This is a genomic window from Rathayibacter sp. AY1B8 (genome assembly GCF_002932775.1).
In the GTDB taxonomy this organism is placed as follows: domain Bacteria; phylum Actinomycetota; class Actinomycetes; order Actinomycetales; family Microbacteriaceae; genus Rathayibacter.
This window is the reverse complement of the sequence record NZ_PSWJ01000033.1, coordinates 17,608-30,795: the sequence shown is the minus strand read 5'-3', so window position 1 is coordinate 30,795 and position 13,188 is coordinate 17,608. Positions and strand designations below refer to the sequence as shown.

The following is a 13,188-nucleotide window of genomic DNA, read 5'->3' as shown; positions in this document are numbered from 1 at the left end:
AGGCGGAGCCGGCGGTTCAGGCTGTGGCGTGCATCCCGTGACGACGATCAGGCATGCTGCGATCGCGACCGTTTTTCGCGCCTTCGAGAATGTCCCCACCAGCTCAGGGTAAGCGACGTCCCCGCTCTTCCCTTGGTCGTGCGGTTGGGGCGACCGGATGGAGTGCTCGCGATTTCCTCCGCAGAGGTCAGCTAGGGGCTACAGCAGCTTGCTAGTGTCCGGGCCTATGGATGAGCCCCGAAAGCGCGGACGCCCTTTCGTCATCGCGGGAACGACGATCGCGGCTGCAGCCGCCCTCTGTGCTCTCGTGCACTACGCCGGTCTGGCCGTATTCAGGACCGAGGGGGACGTGCCGGCGGCTTCGGCCGTCGACCTTCCAGACGGGAGCGAGCTCGTCAGTGAGACTGTCGAGTGCGCCTCCGGTGGGTGCTGGCGGCTGTTCTCGGTGCGCCCGCCCGACGCGATGACTCCCGAGCAGCTGTCGAGCGAGCTCGGAACGACGCCGCAAGCGCGCATCGCAGGAACACTCTGGGACCCGCGCACCATCACGGTGAGTTCCGCTATCGACGGACCCCTCCTAGAGGTCCGGGCCGATTACTGGTCGCAGGAGTACGCGCCCTAGGCGCGCGAGTGACGCGTTCTCGAGTCGACAGCATTGGCGCCCCCCGACTGTTTCGCTGGGGGATCGCTTACCAGATGTCCTGCTCCTCACGCTGCGTCAGGGGCGACGGTGGCGGAGATCCGCCGCGTCCGTTCGATGATCAGGATGTCGGTGACTCGGATGCCGAGTGCGGTGAAGAAGCCAGCCACCGCATTCCAGTAGAGAGTCCAGAGGATGAGGCCGCCAACTTCGTTCTGGTCGTCCCGGGGTGGAGCCCAGTCGGCGTTCGCGGCGTGGACCTGCCAGATCACAGCGAGGGCGATGCACAGCAGGCACGCTCCGAGGCCGAAGGCGAAAAGGATCTTGCTCCCGGAGTTCGTGCAGCCGAATCTCCACAGCACGTTCCTGAGGACGATGAGCCACACGGGGATCGCTCCGAGCGAGAACGTCCATTGCTCCCACGTCACGAGAATGCCCCCGGCTCGCAGCGAGCCGGATCGTCGGCAGGTGCCGTCGTCACTCTTCGGAGAGCGGGGGAGTGGTCGCGATCATTTCAGGAGAAGGTGTCTCGTAACCGCCGATGATGAGCGTGCTGGTGTCGGTCCAGCTCGGCTCGGAGTAGGCAACCGGCTCGGGGTTTCCCGCGGCAGGCTTCTCGCTGGTGATCCCGGTAGCCACCGCACCCACAGCAAGGAAGCCGGCGACGATCCCTGCGACCGTCACGGTAAACACGGTGTTGCGAAGCGTCTGCATCGTGCTGCCCCTCGAGTAGGTCGAATGGTGGGGAGCGTACCAGCGCAGGTGCTCGCGACGCCATGCTACTGGTCCCGTATGGGGATCGTTCACCGGTACACGCAGACGCGACACCGAGCGCCGCGAAAACCCGCGGCGCTGAGTGTCCCGTTAGACCCGTCCGATGATTTGTTCGGTAGGGGGGCGTCAAACGGGATACTGGTCAGATGGCTGAGCTGATCGGATACGCCCGGGTCTCGACGGACAAGCAGGACGCGCAGGCGCAGCGTGACGCGCTGCGCGCTGTGGGGGTGCCGGCGGATCGGATCTACGTCGACGCCGGCCTCACAGGGTCCAACCGTGAGCGGCCCGCGCTGCGCGAGGCCCTGGCCGCGTGCGACACCGGCTCGACCCTGTTCGTGACGAAGCTCGACCGGCTCGCGCGGTCGATTACGGATGCGCGCGACATCGTGGACGAGCTGACCCGCAGGGGAGTGCGGTTGAACATCGGCGGGTCGCTGCACGACCCGACTGACCCGATGGGCCGGCTGCTGTTCAACGTGCTTGCGATGATCGCGGAGTTCGAGGGCGACCTGATCCGGTCGCGCACGCGCGAGGGGATGCAGATCGCGAAGGCGAAGGGGCGCCTGCGCGGCCGCCAGCCGAAGCTCTCCCCGAAGATCGAGGCACACCTTGTGGCGGAGTACCGCTCGGGCAACTACACCGTGGCCGAGCTCTCGGAGCAGTTCGGGGTGACGCGCTCAACGGTCTACCGCGCGGTCGAGCGCTCGAACATGACAGAGTTGCGCGCCGTCGACGTCACCCTTCCGCTCCCCGAGGGAGAGCGGAAAGACTGAGTGCCCAAATGGTCACTTGATGCGGCGTGTCGGATCGCGTTAATCACAGCCACAGCCCTACGTTAAACGCATGGCTTCGACGCGGCGTCCCCGAGGAACGATGGTGGATCCCACCAACGTCGCCTGGACCGTCGAGCGCCAGGCTCGCGACGACTTCAATGTCATGGCGCTGCGCGCGAACGTGTCGGCTGCGGTGTTCTTCGAGCGCCTGGTCGAGCACGTTCAGAGCGAGCTGACCGACGAAGGAATTCCGTCCTGGTGGCCTGCACAGCCGACTCTCCTCGAGGAGGAGCTGCCCATCGACACCCGTTAACGCATTAGGCCCGCCGCTCTCGCGACGGGCCTAGAAGCCTTGGCTTCCCACCTCGCACAGTTTGGCGACTCAGAGGTGTGAAGCAGTCCCACCCAAGAACCGGTATCCAGCCGGGCCTTCGGTGTACCCACCCGGAACGTACCCGGAAGGAATGCCCACATCGTAACAGCGGAGTCCGTCTCCGTGCACACCCGACCCACCCTTTTTTCAGGGGAGGAGTCGGTCGATTGTGCACCTGAGACGCCACAGGCAGCCGCGTCGCGGCCGAACAGTTCTCGAGCGAGCTCATGGAGCCCCGAGCCGGCGCCAGGCGCGTACGGTCCGCTTCCGGCGTGGACGTCCGGAGCGCACTGGTTCGACGCGCTGATGGACGCGCTGGGGACGTCGCCGGGGGAGGAGCTGCGCCGCGCTGCACGTGTCGCTCCGGACACGCTGCTGCGCGTCGCTCGCGCCGACTGGCTGGCGGCCGACGTCGACACCGGGCGCGGTGTGACGACGGCACACGAGACGGTCGCGGCCGCGCTGGGCATGTGCGGCAAGACGGTGCAGCGGGCCCGTGCGCTGATGGAGTCGCTGGGCTTCGCCGCGACGGTTCTCGACGGCCGCTACCTGACCCGCGCTGAGCGGAACGCGGCGCACGCGGCGCACGGCGGCCGACAGCTCCGCATGGCCTCCACGAGGGCGCTGATCATGCCGCGTCCCACGCCGGCGACCTTGCCTGCACCGACGTCACGGACGGGCGAATCTTTCGGTTCTGTGGAGAATGTCCAGCTACCCCGTAGGCGCCCACTTACATCTACAGCCCCAGTTAAAAGACACTCACCAACGCGCGGTGAACCGCGCTCAGGAGCCGCTTCGCGGCAGCCGAGGCGACGGAGTGATGCAAAACGCAGCTCGACCGGTCGGCCGGCGGTTCCCAGATCGATCGAGTTGCAGCGCTTCGCTGCTGCGCTGGCTCATCGCATCCCGTGGCTCGCCCGTGGAGTGCACATCGGGCACGTCGTCGGGATGCTCGACCGCACAGGTATCGACGTCTCCGAGTGGAGCGTCGAAGGGCTGATGTTCGCCATGAACGCCTGGCTGTCTCGCGACGGTCGCCGTGTCCCGGAGACGTTCACGAGCCGCAACGCGCTCGGGTTCTACGGGTGGGTCATCCGCCGGGTCATCACCGAGCACTCGCAGCTCGACACCGCGCGCCGGGTCGCTGCTGCGCAGCGCGACGCCGACCGTGCTCGGGCCGCTGCGGAGCGAGCGGCCGAGGCCGCCCGACTTGCGAGCATCGACCAAGACGAGGTGGACCGGATCATCGCGAAGATGAAGGCCGATCAGCGCGAGTTCGAGCGTGCAGCTCGGGACCGCGAGATGGCCCGCAAGCGCGCCGCCGCCGAGGTCCGCGAGGAGCTGGCCGCGCGCGCTGCGGAGTTGCGCTCTCGGGGCTGAGCACGCACCGAGGCCATCCATCCGATAAGCGGCGCGATGCCGGAGACGGGCGGCCGTCAGGAGTGCCCCGCAGGGGCATCCCGAAGGGACGCGCAGCGCTCTTGACGGTCGATCGGCGCAGGCAAGAGTGAAGCGTCGGATGGACGGCCGGACCGCAGCCGGCGCGCTTGTCGTGGGAACGGAGAAGCCCCCGCGAGCATGAATGCTCTAGCGGGGGCCTCCACAGCGACGAGGGGGGTTGTCGTGCACGATCAAATTACTCGTTCGGCCACGTCGCCAGAGCGTCGTAGTGAACGATCGTCGGCACTCCGTCGACGGTCTGGATCGTCGTGCCGGGCTCTCCGAGTCCGGCCCCGTGTGCGATCGCCGCGAGGACCAATCGAGTGTGCGCCAGGTCGAGGCCGGCGACGTCCTCGCGGAGGTCGACCGGGACTCCCTGGCCGAGAGACGAGGCGATCCGCGCGATGCGCTGCTCGCCTCCACTGAGCGCTCCGATTTCGTAGGCGAGGCGGTCGAAGTCGACGGCGCTCGTCTGCCAGGCGTTGTCGGTCTTGATCCACGGCGCACCGGCGTAGACGAGACGCGACCGGATGAGAAGTTCGACGGCCGCGGCGAGAGGGTTTGAACCCTCCGCCCACGAGCGGACCTGCGCGTGCAAAGCAGCGGAGGCGTGGTTGGTCATGCCACGTTCTCCATCGACTCCGCGCCGTTGTTCTCCGTCAACTCGGCGGCGGGGGCGTCAGCAGTAGTCGACCGTCGAGAGCGGGTGACGCGCGCTCGCGGCTGGTCAGGCCGCGGCACTCCTGCTGCGCGGAGTTCCTTCTCTGACCATCCCGACGCCAGCGCCTCAGCCCAGGCCTTTGCGTGACGGTTCTGCGCGTCAGCGAGAGCGGTCCGAGCAGCGTCCGTGTCGTTCGCGGCGGTAACGATCGTTCGGACGGCATCGACGCGCTTTTCGACAGTCGATTCGAGGAGGCGGCGCGCAGCGTCAGCCGCGTCCTCTGGGTTTCTGGTGTTGTCGCTCATGCCGTCAGGGTACATGCCCAAATGGGCATCTGAAAGGCGCGATTACGTCTCCGTTTCGGAGGCCCAGTTCTACCGCCGCGGAGTGCCGCTCGCGGTCCGGCTTCGTGCTCCTTCGCTACGCTCGGGCACGGCCGGTTTGTGGAGCAAGCTGTCGACTTACCGCCGGTAACTCGCTTGCCGACCTGGCGCTGCGCGCCGGCCGGGGGCATACTGGTCGTATGGTCCCCGCCGATTTGGCGGGTTCGCTGCGCTGGGCCGAAGGACAGGAAGGACACGCCGATGAGCGAAGATCGCGGTCGTGCGTTGTTCAGCCGTAAGCGGCGAGCGAACGTCGAGGGAGACGAGAAGCGGGACAAGCCGTATCGCGTCTACGTCACCGACGAGGAGCGGGTGCAGCTTGAGGCTCGGGCGGTCGTCCAGAGCGTCACGGTTCCCCGGCTGCTCTTCGAGTCCGCGATGAACGCCCAGGTGCGGACCGACACGGAGTGGAAGCAGGCTGTCGCCGAGCTGTTCTCCGTGAACTCTCGCCTCGAGAACCTGACGAACAACGTCAACCAGCTCGCCAAGTTCGCGAACACCGAGGGCCGATTCCCTGACGAGGCTGCGGCGATCTACCGCGAGTTCCAGAAGCTCGCTCCCGAGATTCGCGACGCCGTTCGTCGGGTGGCCGGCCTGTGATTCCGAACGTCACCTACGGCGGCCGCATGGACGGCCTGATGACCTACCTTGCGGGCGAGGGGCGCTCGAACGAGCACACCGAACAGCACCTCATCGCCGGCAACGGCGCGATCATGGCGATGCACGGAGAGAGCGTCCTCGACCACGCCGCCGCGCTCGCTGTCGCGCGCGATCTGAACCTCCCCAAGGAGGCATTCGGCGTCACCGTGCAGCGCGCGGAGAAGGTCACCGACCCGACCACCGGTGAGCTGATGATCGACTCCCGTACCGGGAAGCCGGTCACCGAGAAGGTCGACGCCGACGTGTGGCACTGCTCCCTCTCGCTGAAAGCCGAGGAGGGGCAGTTGAGCGACGAGAAGTGGGGCCAGATCGCCACCGAGTTCGTGCGCCGAATGGGGTTCGCTGGCGAGGACATCGGCAAGGCCGACTGTCGGTGGGTCGCCGTGCGGCATGGTCTCTCGAAGAACGGCAACGATCACATCCACATCGCCGTCTCCCGAGTGCGCGAGGACGGCACGAAGGCGTACATCCCCTACGACAAGCGCCTCGCCCAGAAGGTCAGCCGTGAGCTGGAACGCGACTTCGACCTACAGCCTTTGCACGCTCCGGAGCGCGAGCTTGGTGAGCGCGGAGTCGTCCCCGGCGAGCGTGAAGCTGCACGCCGACGAGGCGCCGTCGAGGTCGACGCACACCGACTCGAACGCGCCGTCCGCTCAGCCGCGACCAGTTCCGCGGACGAGGGTGAGTTCGTGCGTCGAATGCGCCAGGCCGGGGTGCTCATCCGCCCCCGCTACGCCGCCGGTCGAGACGACGTTGTCGCCGGCTACTCCGTCGCGCTGCGCCCCGACAAGGGAGCGCCGGTCGTCTGGCACGGCGGTGGGCGCCTCGCTCGCGACCTGACCCTTCCGGAGTTGCGGAAGGGCTGGCCGGACGAGCCACAGACTGCCCAGGCAGCCGTGGACGAGTGGCGCGCCACCGCGAAAAACCCGTGGCGGTACGAGCCGGTGAAGCCTGGCCGCGAGGAGGCCGAGCTGTCGAGTGACTTGTACTCAACCTACGCCGAGGACATGACCCGGCTCCACGACTACCTGAGCACCGTCGACCCGTCCGATCGGGCGACGTGGGCTCACGCTGCACGAGAAGCATCCGGGGCGTACGCAGCGTGGTCGCGGCGCCTCGAGCCGACTCCCGGACCGCTGGCCGAAGCGTCGCGCCAGCTCGCCCGATCCGCGCACCTGCGCGCGCACGAGTCGACGCCGCGGCCGACCGCGATGCCGTCGATGGCCGGCACGACGATGCTGATCCTCGCGACAGCCGGGAAGCGCAACAAGGCCGCCGAGGAGGCGATGTTGCTGCGCCAGATCGTGCGCACCACGCGGGCGATTATGGACGCCCACAAGGCCGCTGGCGACGCGCGACGCACCCAGGAGCTCGCGGGGACGATCCGGAACCAGTTGAAGGCGGTTCACGAGGGCTACAACGCGCAGATCCAGAAAAACGCCTGGGATGCTCTGCCCGAGGACACCCGTCGCGCACGCGAGACAGTGCAGGCGAGTTTCGCGACCGGGAGCCCGGTGCCGACGAAGCTCACCAAGGCTGCGCCGGACGCCACATCTATCGCTGCCCCGCAGCGCGGCGCTGAGCCGCGCGAGCGCGACGGACGCGACCGCTAGACCTACACGAGTGAAGGGGAGGCATCACTATGGCTGACGACGACGGAGGCGTGGAGGAGTCCATCAACTCGTCCGCACGGATCGCGCTCACAATCGCGGTCCAGCTGGGCGAGAAGCTGGCTCGCGCGTACCAGGAGGCGATGCGTGAGGCTCAGCAGCGCAGCGCGATCGAGGCGCGCGAGCTCGCAGCCCGCTACGAGGCTGAGCGGGCGTCTGCACGGCAGGCCGTGACAGTCGTCAACGATCCCCAGTGGTGGGATCAGGCGACCGTGCATGACGTCGCCCGCGTCGCTGAGACGGCCGCGGCGTGGAAGGACGCGGACCCGCAGATCGCGTCCGCCAGCGCCCTGATCGCGTCCGAGGCGAAGGAGCGCTACGGCGTCGACGTCGCCACGCTGCAGGGCATCGCCCGCGACACCCCGACCGAGCTGGACCTCGCGAAGCAGTGGGCCACTACCGCCGCACCCGAGGGGTACCACCGGCACGACGAGGACCGTCTCACCATGCCTGTCGGAGACGCCCGAGAGCCCAATCTTTCGGCCGAGCGTGCTCTCATCGAGGACTACCGCGCAGCGGTCGCAGGCGACATTCCCGCGATGCACGTAAGCCTTGCGGAGGAGTGGAAGCGCGCCAACGATCCGGTCGGCTACCAGGACTACCGCGTCGAGACGGCCGTCGCCTTCGATGACGACGGACGGGTGCAGCCCGCAGACCCGGCCGTTGCCGAAGCCGCCCGCGCCGCTCTCGTGCAGGAGTGGCGCACGGACCAGACCGGCGGCTCTGCCGTCGACGCAGCGGATGCCGAGCGGGCACAGTCGCAGCGCGACGTCACCGAAGCTCAGGTGATGGTCACGGAGGCCGACCGCCTCGACCGCGCCAACGACGCATCCCAGAACACGTCCGTCGAGATCCCCGTCGACGGCGAGCGTCGCGCCGATGAGCTCGAGCAGCAAGCTGCTCAGTACGACCGAGACGCGGAGGCCGGCGGGACACCCACGCAGAGCCCTGAGGAGCTGCGTAGCCTCGCTGAGGACGCTCGTGCCCAGGTCGCGCTCTACCGAGACGACAGCGGCCAGCAGAGTGCCCCCGACGCTCCCGCACCCGCTCAGGAGGGGCGTGCGGCCGCGGCACGCTCCGAAGGAGAGCTTGCGTACGACAGTGCCGAGCGGCGAGCACACACCGCAGCATCGATGCAGGCTCAGAACGTTCCCGAGGAGCAGGTCAACGCGCGGATGACCGTCGACGCCTCCTTCGCCACTCCTGCGCGCGGCGCGGAGGCCACGAAGCGCACTCGCGTCCCCTCGACGCGAGGCGCGCGTGGCCAGGGTGCTCAGATCGAGCGGTCCGAACCAGGTCGCTGACGCTGGAACAGAGAAGGGCCCGCGACACCGGTTGGTGTCGCGGGCCCTTCTCTGTCCGTCGTCCTCAGCCCTGTGCGTCCTCGGGAAACATCCCGGTCGGAGGGGCTGTGTAGGGAAGCATGTCGCCCGGCCGGTTCTCGTCTGTCGACGTCGCGAACGGGCCGCTGGGCGAGAGCAGGACTCGCATGTGCGGGTCGAGGTGATTGATCCAGTAGGCGCTCAGGGAGCCGGCGCTGGTGCGGATCTCTTCCCACATCCGCCAGAGGGCTTCGATGCGGGTCAGCGCCTCGACGCTGCTCCACCACTCAGCCGCCCACCGATCGCCGGCGGCCTGGCCCTTGGCCGTCACCCGGCGTCGATAGGAGGGCCGGAGGAACTTCCTGACCCACTCGTCGGCAGATCCGAAGTACGTCGCAGGCACCTCCTCCTCGTCCACCTCCTCCTCGACGGGGTGCAGCGTGACGGGATCCGTGTCGACGTCGAACAGATCCTCGTCGCTCATCGCTCGCCCCGGAGAGTCGCGTTCTGCTCCGCGTCGACGTCCGCCGCAGGCTGATCCTCGAGCGGAGGCATCACCGTCACGACAGGCGAGACGGGTGCAGCGTTCGCCGGTCCGCTGCTGGCGTCGTGGGCGGCGATGGAGGCGTTGATCGCGGCGACCTGCTCCTTCGGCCCGTTGTACCAGGGCACCGTGTCGACCAGCGCCGCGCGGGCTCCGGAGGAGAGCATGATCGCCCGTCCGCGGCCCATGCTGGTGAGGTCCGCGACTTCGAGGATCTTCTCTCGCCGCAGCGCCGAGGTGGTGGAGCGCACACCTTTGTTGTAGCTGGCGGAGGTGGTCTCCTTGTCGTAGGTGCCGATCAGCTCGGAGAGGGTGCGCAGGAACTCGTCTTCCGCGACTCCGCCGGCGTACAGCTTCACGTTCGCGGCGGACCAGAGCTTGAGCATGCCCTCCTTGCCGAACACGCCGACGCCCTGGGACCAGGACTGGAACACGGCCATGATCGGGATCCCGCGCGATCCGTAGTGGGAATACAGGTCGGGGAGGTCCTTCCACCGGCAGACGTTCGCGGCCTCATCGAGAACGGCGACGAGCGGCGTCGCGAGGCGCCCGCCGCGGGATCGCGCGGCGTGCTCCTCCGCGGCCTCGATCGTCGCGGCGGTCAGGGCGGTGACGAGCGGGCCGGCGGTGCCGGCGCCCTCCTTGGACAGCGAGTACAGCGTCTGGGTCGACGTGACGAACGTCTCCGGGACGAACTGCGGACGGGTGTCGTTCGGGCGGGCGTTCACCCAGTCGGCGGTCGCGGCGCTCTTCAAGCACACCGCCATGCCCTGCGCGGTCGAGTAGATCCCGTCGCGGGCCTTGTCGGCGGTGTTCATGATGCCGCGGACAGCTCGCGCGTTGGTCGGGTAGCCGTTGTCGTGCAGGAGCTCGACGGGGGTTTCGTCCTCGACGGAGGTCAGCCAGAGCAGCACGTCGCTGATCGGCCGGTTGCCTGCCGCGGCCGCGAGCAGCAGGTCGGACAGCAGCTCTTGGCCCTTGCCGTCGAAGTAGGCGTCGGTCTTCGCGTTCATCGCCCGGGTGCCGGAGGCGAAGTGCGTCGCGAGCTTCGCGGCCTTGGTGTCGTCGGTGACGTAAGAGAGGGGGTTCCACCACCATGTCGCGTCCTCGAACGCGACGCGCTGGGGGTCGAAGACCCACACGTGACCCTTGGCGGCGCGGACGTCGCGGGTCGCGTCGAGCACGTCGCGCTTGTTCGACGTCGTGACCACGGCGCCGGGCGCAGCCATGATCGCGGGAATGACGAGGGAGGTCGACTTGCCCACGCGGGGGCCGGCGATCAGCAGCATCATGTCCTCGAACGAGGCGTAGAGCATCTGCTTCCCCAGGTGCAGCCGGCCCACCGGGACGCCGGGGTTCTCAGCGACGCCGAGGCGGGCGGACTTCTTCAACGCCTCCTTGCGCATCATCGGCGCCAGGTCGCGCGGGGTCGCCATGTAGCGGGCGGCGTGGTCGACGCTTGAGCGGTTCTTCCGTCCGAGCGAGCGCATCCACACGAGCCAGAGGCCCACGAGGACGATGACGGCGACGGCGGCCGCGGCGATCATCGTTGCGGACGTCGACCACACCACTTGGCCGCGGAACAGGCCCGAGATGATTTCAAACGGGTCCGAGGGCAGGCCCTCGTTCACGCCGTCGAGCTTGGAACCGACCGCGACGGCCACCCAGACGATGCCGATCGCAGCGATCGCCGCGAGGGCTGCGCCGAGCATCAGGGCGTCGTTATTGGCCTTGCCAGGCTCGCGGCGGCGGTTGTTGGCGGTGGCGCTCATGCGGACTCCTCCGTGTAGATCGGGCCGGCCCACCGCGGGGTGCAGTCGTTGGCGGGTGCTTGGTGCGAGGTCCCCCAGGAGAGGACCGCGAGGCCCCGCTCCGCGAAGGAGACGGGGAGGTCGGTCGTGTGGAAGCCGTGCTCCCCCGGGGCGGACCGCTGGCAGGTCCAGCGGTAGCCCTCGAAGGCGAGCGTCGACGGGCAGCTCACGCGATCACCCGGTCCCACTGGTCCCAGGCGACGAAGCTCGCCATGAGCCCGACGCCGGTCCAGCAGAGGGTGAGCAGGAACCGATCGCGGTCTGCCGTCCGCTGACGGGCTCGGATCGCGTTGATGATCGCGGCGCCGGCGGCGCCGGCCGCGACGCAGCTCGCGCCGAGTGCGACGAGGACGCTCACGGCAGGATCTCGACGTTCACGGGATCGGTGGGCAGTGGCTCCGCTGCGCGGCCGGCGCGGGAGGTCGCGTGCCAGAGCTTGTTGGTGTCGTTGACCTCCTTCTCTGCTGCGGTCAGCTCGACGCGCACCGGGATACCGGGACGTCCGCCGACCTTGATCAGGAAGCGGCCGCGGCCGGGAGGCTCGGACTCGTGCCCGGACACGGGGTCCCAGGCGGGCGGGTCCTGCCAGGAGGTGAGCATCCCCTGTTCCGCGATCGACATCGGCACCGCCGAGGTCAGCAGCGGCATCTCAGCACCGGGGAGGCCGCCGCAGATGACCATGCCGGAGCGTTCCACGAAGCCCTTCGCCTTCATCTGATCCTCCGAGGAGGCCAGTGCGAGGAGGTCGGACATGGTGTGGCTGATCATCGCCAGGCCGACGCCGCGCGCACGGTTCAGGCGGGTGAGCGCGTCGACGCGATCGACCATGCCCTTACCCGCGCGCAGCGCCCGCCACAGCTCGTCCAGGATCACGAAGTAGTGCCGCTGCGGTTCGAGCTCCGCGTCCGCGAGGGCGGCCGCGACGTTGACGGTCCCGAAGCCGGCGGACCAGCAGGCGAGGAGGATCGCGGCCTGGAGGTCGCCTTCGGAGTCGTCGATCGAGGACACGTCGTAGACGACGGGCCGGTCCCGGCGCATCGGCGTGGTCGTCTGCTTCGAGAACACCTCGCCCAGGCGTCCACCGGTGGTGAGGCCGATGAGGGAGGCTTCGAGGTTCTCGGTGACGTCCTTGTACTTCTCGATGTTGCCGCGGTCCAACGCGACCTGACGAACTTCGTCCGGCGCCTCCTGGATCACGCGCAGCAGGTCCGCGAGGACCGGCACGCCCTGGTGGTGCTCGTCCAGGTACTTCAGCGCCCGGTCGATGATCGTCTCTTCACGGTCGCTCGGCGGCTGGGAGCGGAGGATCGTCAGCAGCGCTGCGACCATCGTGTGCCGGCGGCCGTGGGCGTCCGCGAGGACCTGGTGCGCGAGGCGCTGCACCTTCGCGGCGTGCTTGCGCAGCCGACCGACCTCCGCGATCATCGCCGCGGTGTCGTCGGAGACGCCGAGCGCGTCGACCTGGTGCGCGAGCTCGTCGGCCCGCTCGAGCGAGCGGTCGGCCTCGTCACGCAGGCGCTGCGCCGCCTCCGACGCCTCACCGGGATCGAGGATGTTCAGGTACCCGCGGCCACGGCCAAGAGGGATCACCTGCCCGTCGAGAGCTTCGATCAGATCCACGTAGTCCGGCTTGAGGTCGCCCAGCACGAGCGGGATCGTGCCGTACCCGGCGAGGCCGGCGGCCATGCGGCGGGTCAGCGAGGACTTCCCCAGGCCGGGCTTGCCGAGCACGAACATCGACGGGTTGGAGATGAGGTTTGCGCGCTGGAACCAGCTGATCGGGTCGCAGCAGACGGAGGCGCCGGTGGAGAGGTTCTTCCCCAGCGGCACCCCGATCATCGGCGTACCCGTCCCGACCGAGAACGGGTACAGCCCGCACACCTGCACGGTCGTCCCGCGGAACTCATCAGCGGCCGTGACGTTGACGGCTTCACCACCGCCGCGACCGAGCCATCCGCGGATGCTCGGGCGCAGAGGACGGCGCAGCGCCGTCCCCTGGCTCTTCTTCTTCCCGCCGTGCGGGATCTCGATCTTCTTCCCCTCTCGGCGTCGGGTGCGCGGGGTGGTGCGCTCTCTGGTCAGCGTCGGGCGCTGAGCGACCACTGCTACCGGGGCCGGAGCTTCGCCCTGCCCG

The 13,188-nt window shown here is 68.7% G+C and carries 16 protein-coding genes; 7 read left to right on the top strand and 9 right to left on the bottom strand.

Annotated elements, in window-relative coordinates; all coding sequences use genetic code 11:
• Positions 1–226: 226 nt before the first annotated feature.
• A complete protein-coding gene (locus C5C63_RS15255) occupies positions 227–622 on the top strand; it encodes a hypothetical protein (RefSeq protein ID WP_146086416.1) in 396 nt (131 codons plus the stop codon).
• Positions 623–708: 86 nt separating this feature from the next.
• Here C5C63_RS15255 and C5C63_RS15250 read toward each other — a convergent pair whose 3' ends face one another.
• Together C5C63_RS15250 and C5C63_RS15245 are read right to left on the bottom strand one after the other, a co-directional pair.
• Positions 709–1,026 carry a hypothetical protein gene (locus tag C5C63_RS15250; RefSeq protein ID WP_146080962.1) on the bottom strand — a complete coding sequence of 106 codons (318 nt, stop codon included), beginning with the start codon at positions 1,024–1,026 and terminating at the stop codon, positions 709–711.
• 91 nt (positions 1,027–1,117) lie between these two features.
• Positions 1,118–1,354 (bottom strand): hypothetical protein, encoded by a 237-nt coding sequence (locus C5C63_RS15245; RefSeq protein ID WP_104234417.1) that lies wholly within the window; start codon positions 1,352–1,354, stop codon positions 1,118–1,120.
• A 206-nt stretch (positions 1,355–1,560) separates the two neighbouring features.
• Here C5C63_RS15245 and C5C63_RS15240 point away from each other — a divergent pair, with 206 nt between their 5' ends.
• The 3 genes from C5C63_RS15240 (at position 1,561) to C5C63_RS16810 (ending at position 3,943) form a co-directional block, all read left to right on the top strand.
• Positions 1,561–2,190: a recombinase family protein gene (locus tag C5C63_RS15240; RefSeq protein WP_104234418.1), complete on the top strand. Its 630-nt coding sequence runs from the start codon at positions 1,561–1,563 to the stop codon at positions 2,188–2,190.
• Between the two features lie 100 nt (positions 2,191–2,290).
• Complete coding sequence (locus tag C5C63_RS15235) at positions 2,291–2,503, top strand: hypothetical protein (RefSeq protein ID WP_258061513.1); 213 nt, start codon at positions 2,291–2,293, stop codon at positions 2,501–2,503.
• Positions 2,504–2,869: 366 nt separating this feature from the next.
• Positions 2,870–3,943 carry a hypothetical protein gene (locus tag C5C63_RS16810; protein WP_146079338.1) on the top strand — a complete coding sequence of 358 codons (1,074 nt, stop codon included), beginning with the start codon at positions 2,870–2,872 and terminating at the stop codon, positions 3,941–3,943.
• Positions 3,944–4,199: 256 nt separating this feature from the next.
• Here C5C63_RS16810 and C5C63_RS15225 read toward each other — a convergent pair whose 3' ends face one another.
• Together C5C63_RS15225 and C5C63_RS16805 are read right to left on the bottom strand one after the other, a co-directional pair.
• The gene (locus C5C63_RS15225; protein ID WP_104258229.1) at positions 4,200–4,625 is read right to left on the bottom strand and encodes a hypothetical protein; all 426 of its coding nucleotides are present in this window, start codon (positions 4,623–4,625) and stop codon (positions 4,200–4,202) included.
• Positions 4,622–4,969: a hypothetical protein gene (locus C5C63_RS16805; RefSeq protein WP_146079339.1), complete on the bottom strand. Its 348-nt coding sequence runs from the start codon at positions 4,967–4,969 to the stop codon at positions 4,622–4,624. Before C5C63_RS16805 ends, C5C63_RS15225 begins: the two co-directional genes overlap by 4 nt.
• A gap of 279 nt (positions 4,970–5,248) precedes the next feature.
• Here C5C63_RS16805 and C5C63_RS15220 point away from each other — a divergent pair, with 279 nt between their 5' ends.
• Genes C5C63_RS15220 through C5C63_RS15210 form a run of 3 tightly spaced genes read left to right on the top strand, consistent with a single transcriptional unit; the run spans position 5,249 to position 8,681 of the window.
• Positions 5,249–5,647: a plasmid mobilization relaxosome protein MobC gene (locus tag C5C63_RS15220; RefSeq protein ID WP_146079340.1), complete on the top strand. Its 399-nt coding sequence runs from the start codon at positions 5,249–5,251 to the stop codon at positions 5,645–5,647.
• Positions 5,644–7,320: a relaxase/mobilization nuclease domain-containing protein gene (locus tag C5C63_RS15215; protein WP_104234423.1), complete on the top strand. Its 1,677-nt coding sequence runs from the start codon at positions 5,644–5,646 to the stop codon at positions 7,318–7,320. The genes C5C63_RS15220 and C5C63_RS15215 overlap by 4 nt, the downstream gene beginning before the upstream one ends.
• Positions 7,321–7,349: 29 nt before the next feature.
• Complete coding sequence (locus C5C63_RS15210) at positions 7,350–8,681, top strand: hypothetical protein (protein WP_104234424.1); 1,332 nt, start codon at positions 7,350–7,352, stop codon at positions 8,679–8,681.
• 64 nt (positions 8,682–8,745) lie between these two features.
• Here C5C63_RS15210 and C5C63_RS15205 read toward each other — a convergent pair whose 3' ends face one another.
• Genes C5C63_RS15205 through C5C63_RS17305 form a run of 5 tightly spaced genes read right to left on the bottom strand, consistent with a single transcriptional unit; the run spans position 8,746 to position 13,016 of the window.
• The gene (locus tag C5C63_RS15205; protein ID WP_104234425.1) at positions 8,746–9,183 is read right to left on the bottom strand and encodes a DUF4913 domain-containing protein; all 438 of its coding nucleotides are present in this window, start codon (positions 9,181–9,183) and stop codon (positions 8,746–8,748) included.
• Positions 9,180–11,015, bottom strand: coding sequence for a type IV secretory system conjugative DNA transfer family protein (locus C5C63_RS15200; protein ID WP_104234426.1), 1,836 nt, complete (start codon positions 11,013–11,015; stop codon positions 9,180–9,182). The genes C5C63_RS15205 and C5C63_RS15200 overlap by 4 nt, the downstream gene beginning before the upstream one ends.
• Positions 11,012–11,224 (bottom strand): hypothetical protein, encoded by a 213-nt coding sequence (locus C5C63_RS15195; protein WP_104234427.1) that lies wholly within the window; start codon positions 11,222–11,224, stop codon positions 11,012–11,014. Before C5C63_RS15195 ends, C5C63_RS15200 begins: the two co-directional genes overlap by 4 nt.
• Complete coding sequence (locus C5C63_RS15190; protein ID WP_104234428.1) at positions 11,221–11,412, bottom strand: hypothetical protein; 192 nt, start codon at positions 11,410–11,412, stop codon at positions 11,221–11,223. Before C5C63_RS15190 ends, C5C63_RS15195 begins: the two co-directional genes overlap by 4 nt.
• Positions 11,409–13,016, bottom strand: coding sequence for an ATP/GTP-binding protein (locus C5C63_RS17305; protein WP_208323109.1), 1,608 nt, complete (start codon positions 13,014–13,016; stop codon positions 11,409–11,411). The genes C5C63_RS15190 and C5C63_RS17305 overlap by 4 nt, the downstream gene beginning before the upstream one ends.
• Between the last annotated feature and the right edge of the window lie 172 nt (positions 13,017–13,188).

Bases quoted from the DNA above. Each gene is read 5' to 3' on its own strand.
- C5C63_RS15255 (WP_146086416.1), top strand. From the start codon at position 227: ATGGATGAGCCCCGAAAGCGCGGACGCCCTTTCGTCATCGCGGGAACG.
- C5C63_RS15245 (WP_104234417.1), bottom strand. From the start codon at position 1,354: ATGCAGACGCTTCGCAACACCGTGTTTACCGTGACGGTCGCAGGGATC.
- C5C63_RS15240 (WP_104234418.1), top strand. From the start codon at position 1,561: ATGGCTGAGCTGATCGGATACGCCCGGGTCTCGACGGACAAGCAGGAC.
- C5C63_RS15235 (WP_258061513.1), top strand. From the start codon at position 2,291: ATGGTGGATCCCACCAACGTCGCCTGGACCGTCGAGCGCCAGGCTCGC.
- C5C63_RS16810 (WP_146079338.1), top strand. From the start codon at position 2,870: ATGGACGCGCTGGGGACGTCGCCGGGGGAGGAGCTGCGCCGCGCTGCA.
- C5C63_RS15225 (WP_104258229.1), bottom strand. From the start codon at position 4,625: ATGACCAACCACGCCTCCGCTGCTTTGCACGCGCAGGTCCGCTCGTGG.
- C5C63_RS16805 (WP_146079339.1), bottom strand. From the start codon at position 4,969: ATGAGCGACAACACCAGAAACCCAGAGGACGCGGCTGACGCTGCGCGC.
- C5C63_RS15220 (WP_146079340.1), top strand. From the start codon at position 5,249: ATGAGCGAAGATCGCGGTCGTGCGTTGTTCAGCCGTAAGCGGCGAGCG.
- C5C63_RS15210 (WP_104234424.1), top strand. From the start codon at position 7,350: ATGGCTGACGACGACGGAGGCGTGGAGGAGTCCATCAACTCGTCCGCA.
- C5C63_RS15205 (WP_104234425.1), bottom strand. From the start codon at position 9,183: ATGAGCGACGAGGATCTGTTCGACGTCGACACGGATCCCGTCACGCTG.
- C5C63_RS15200 (WP_104234426.1), bottom strand. From the start codon at position 11,015: ATGAGCGCCACCGCCAACAACCGCCGCCGCGAGCCTGGCAAGGCCAAT.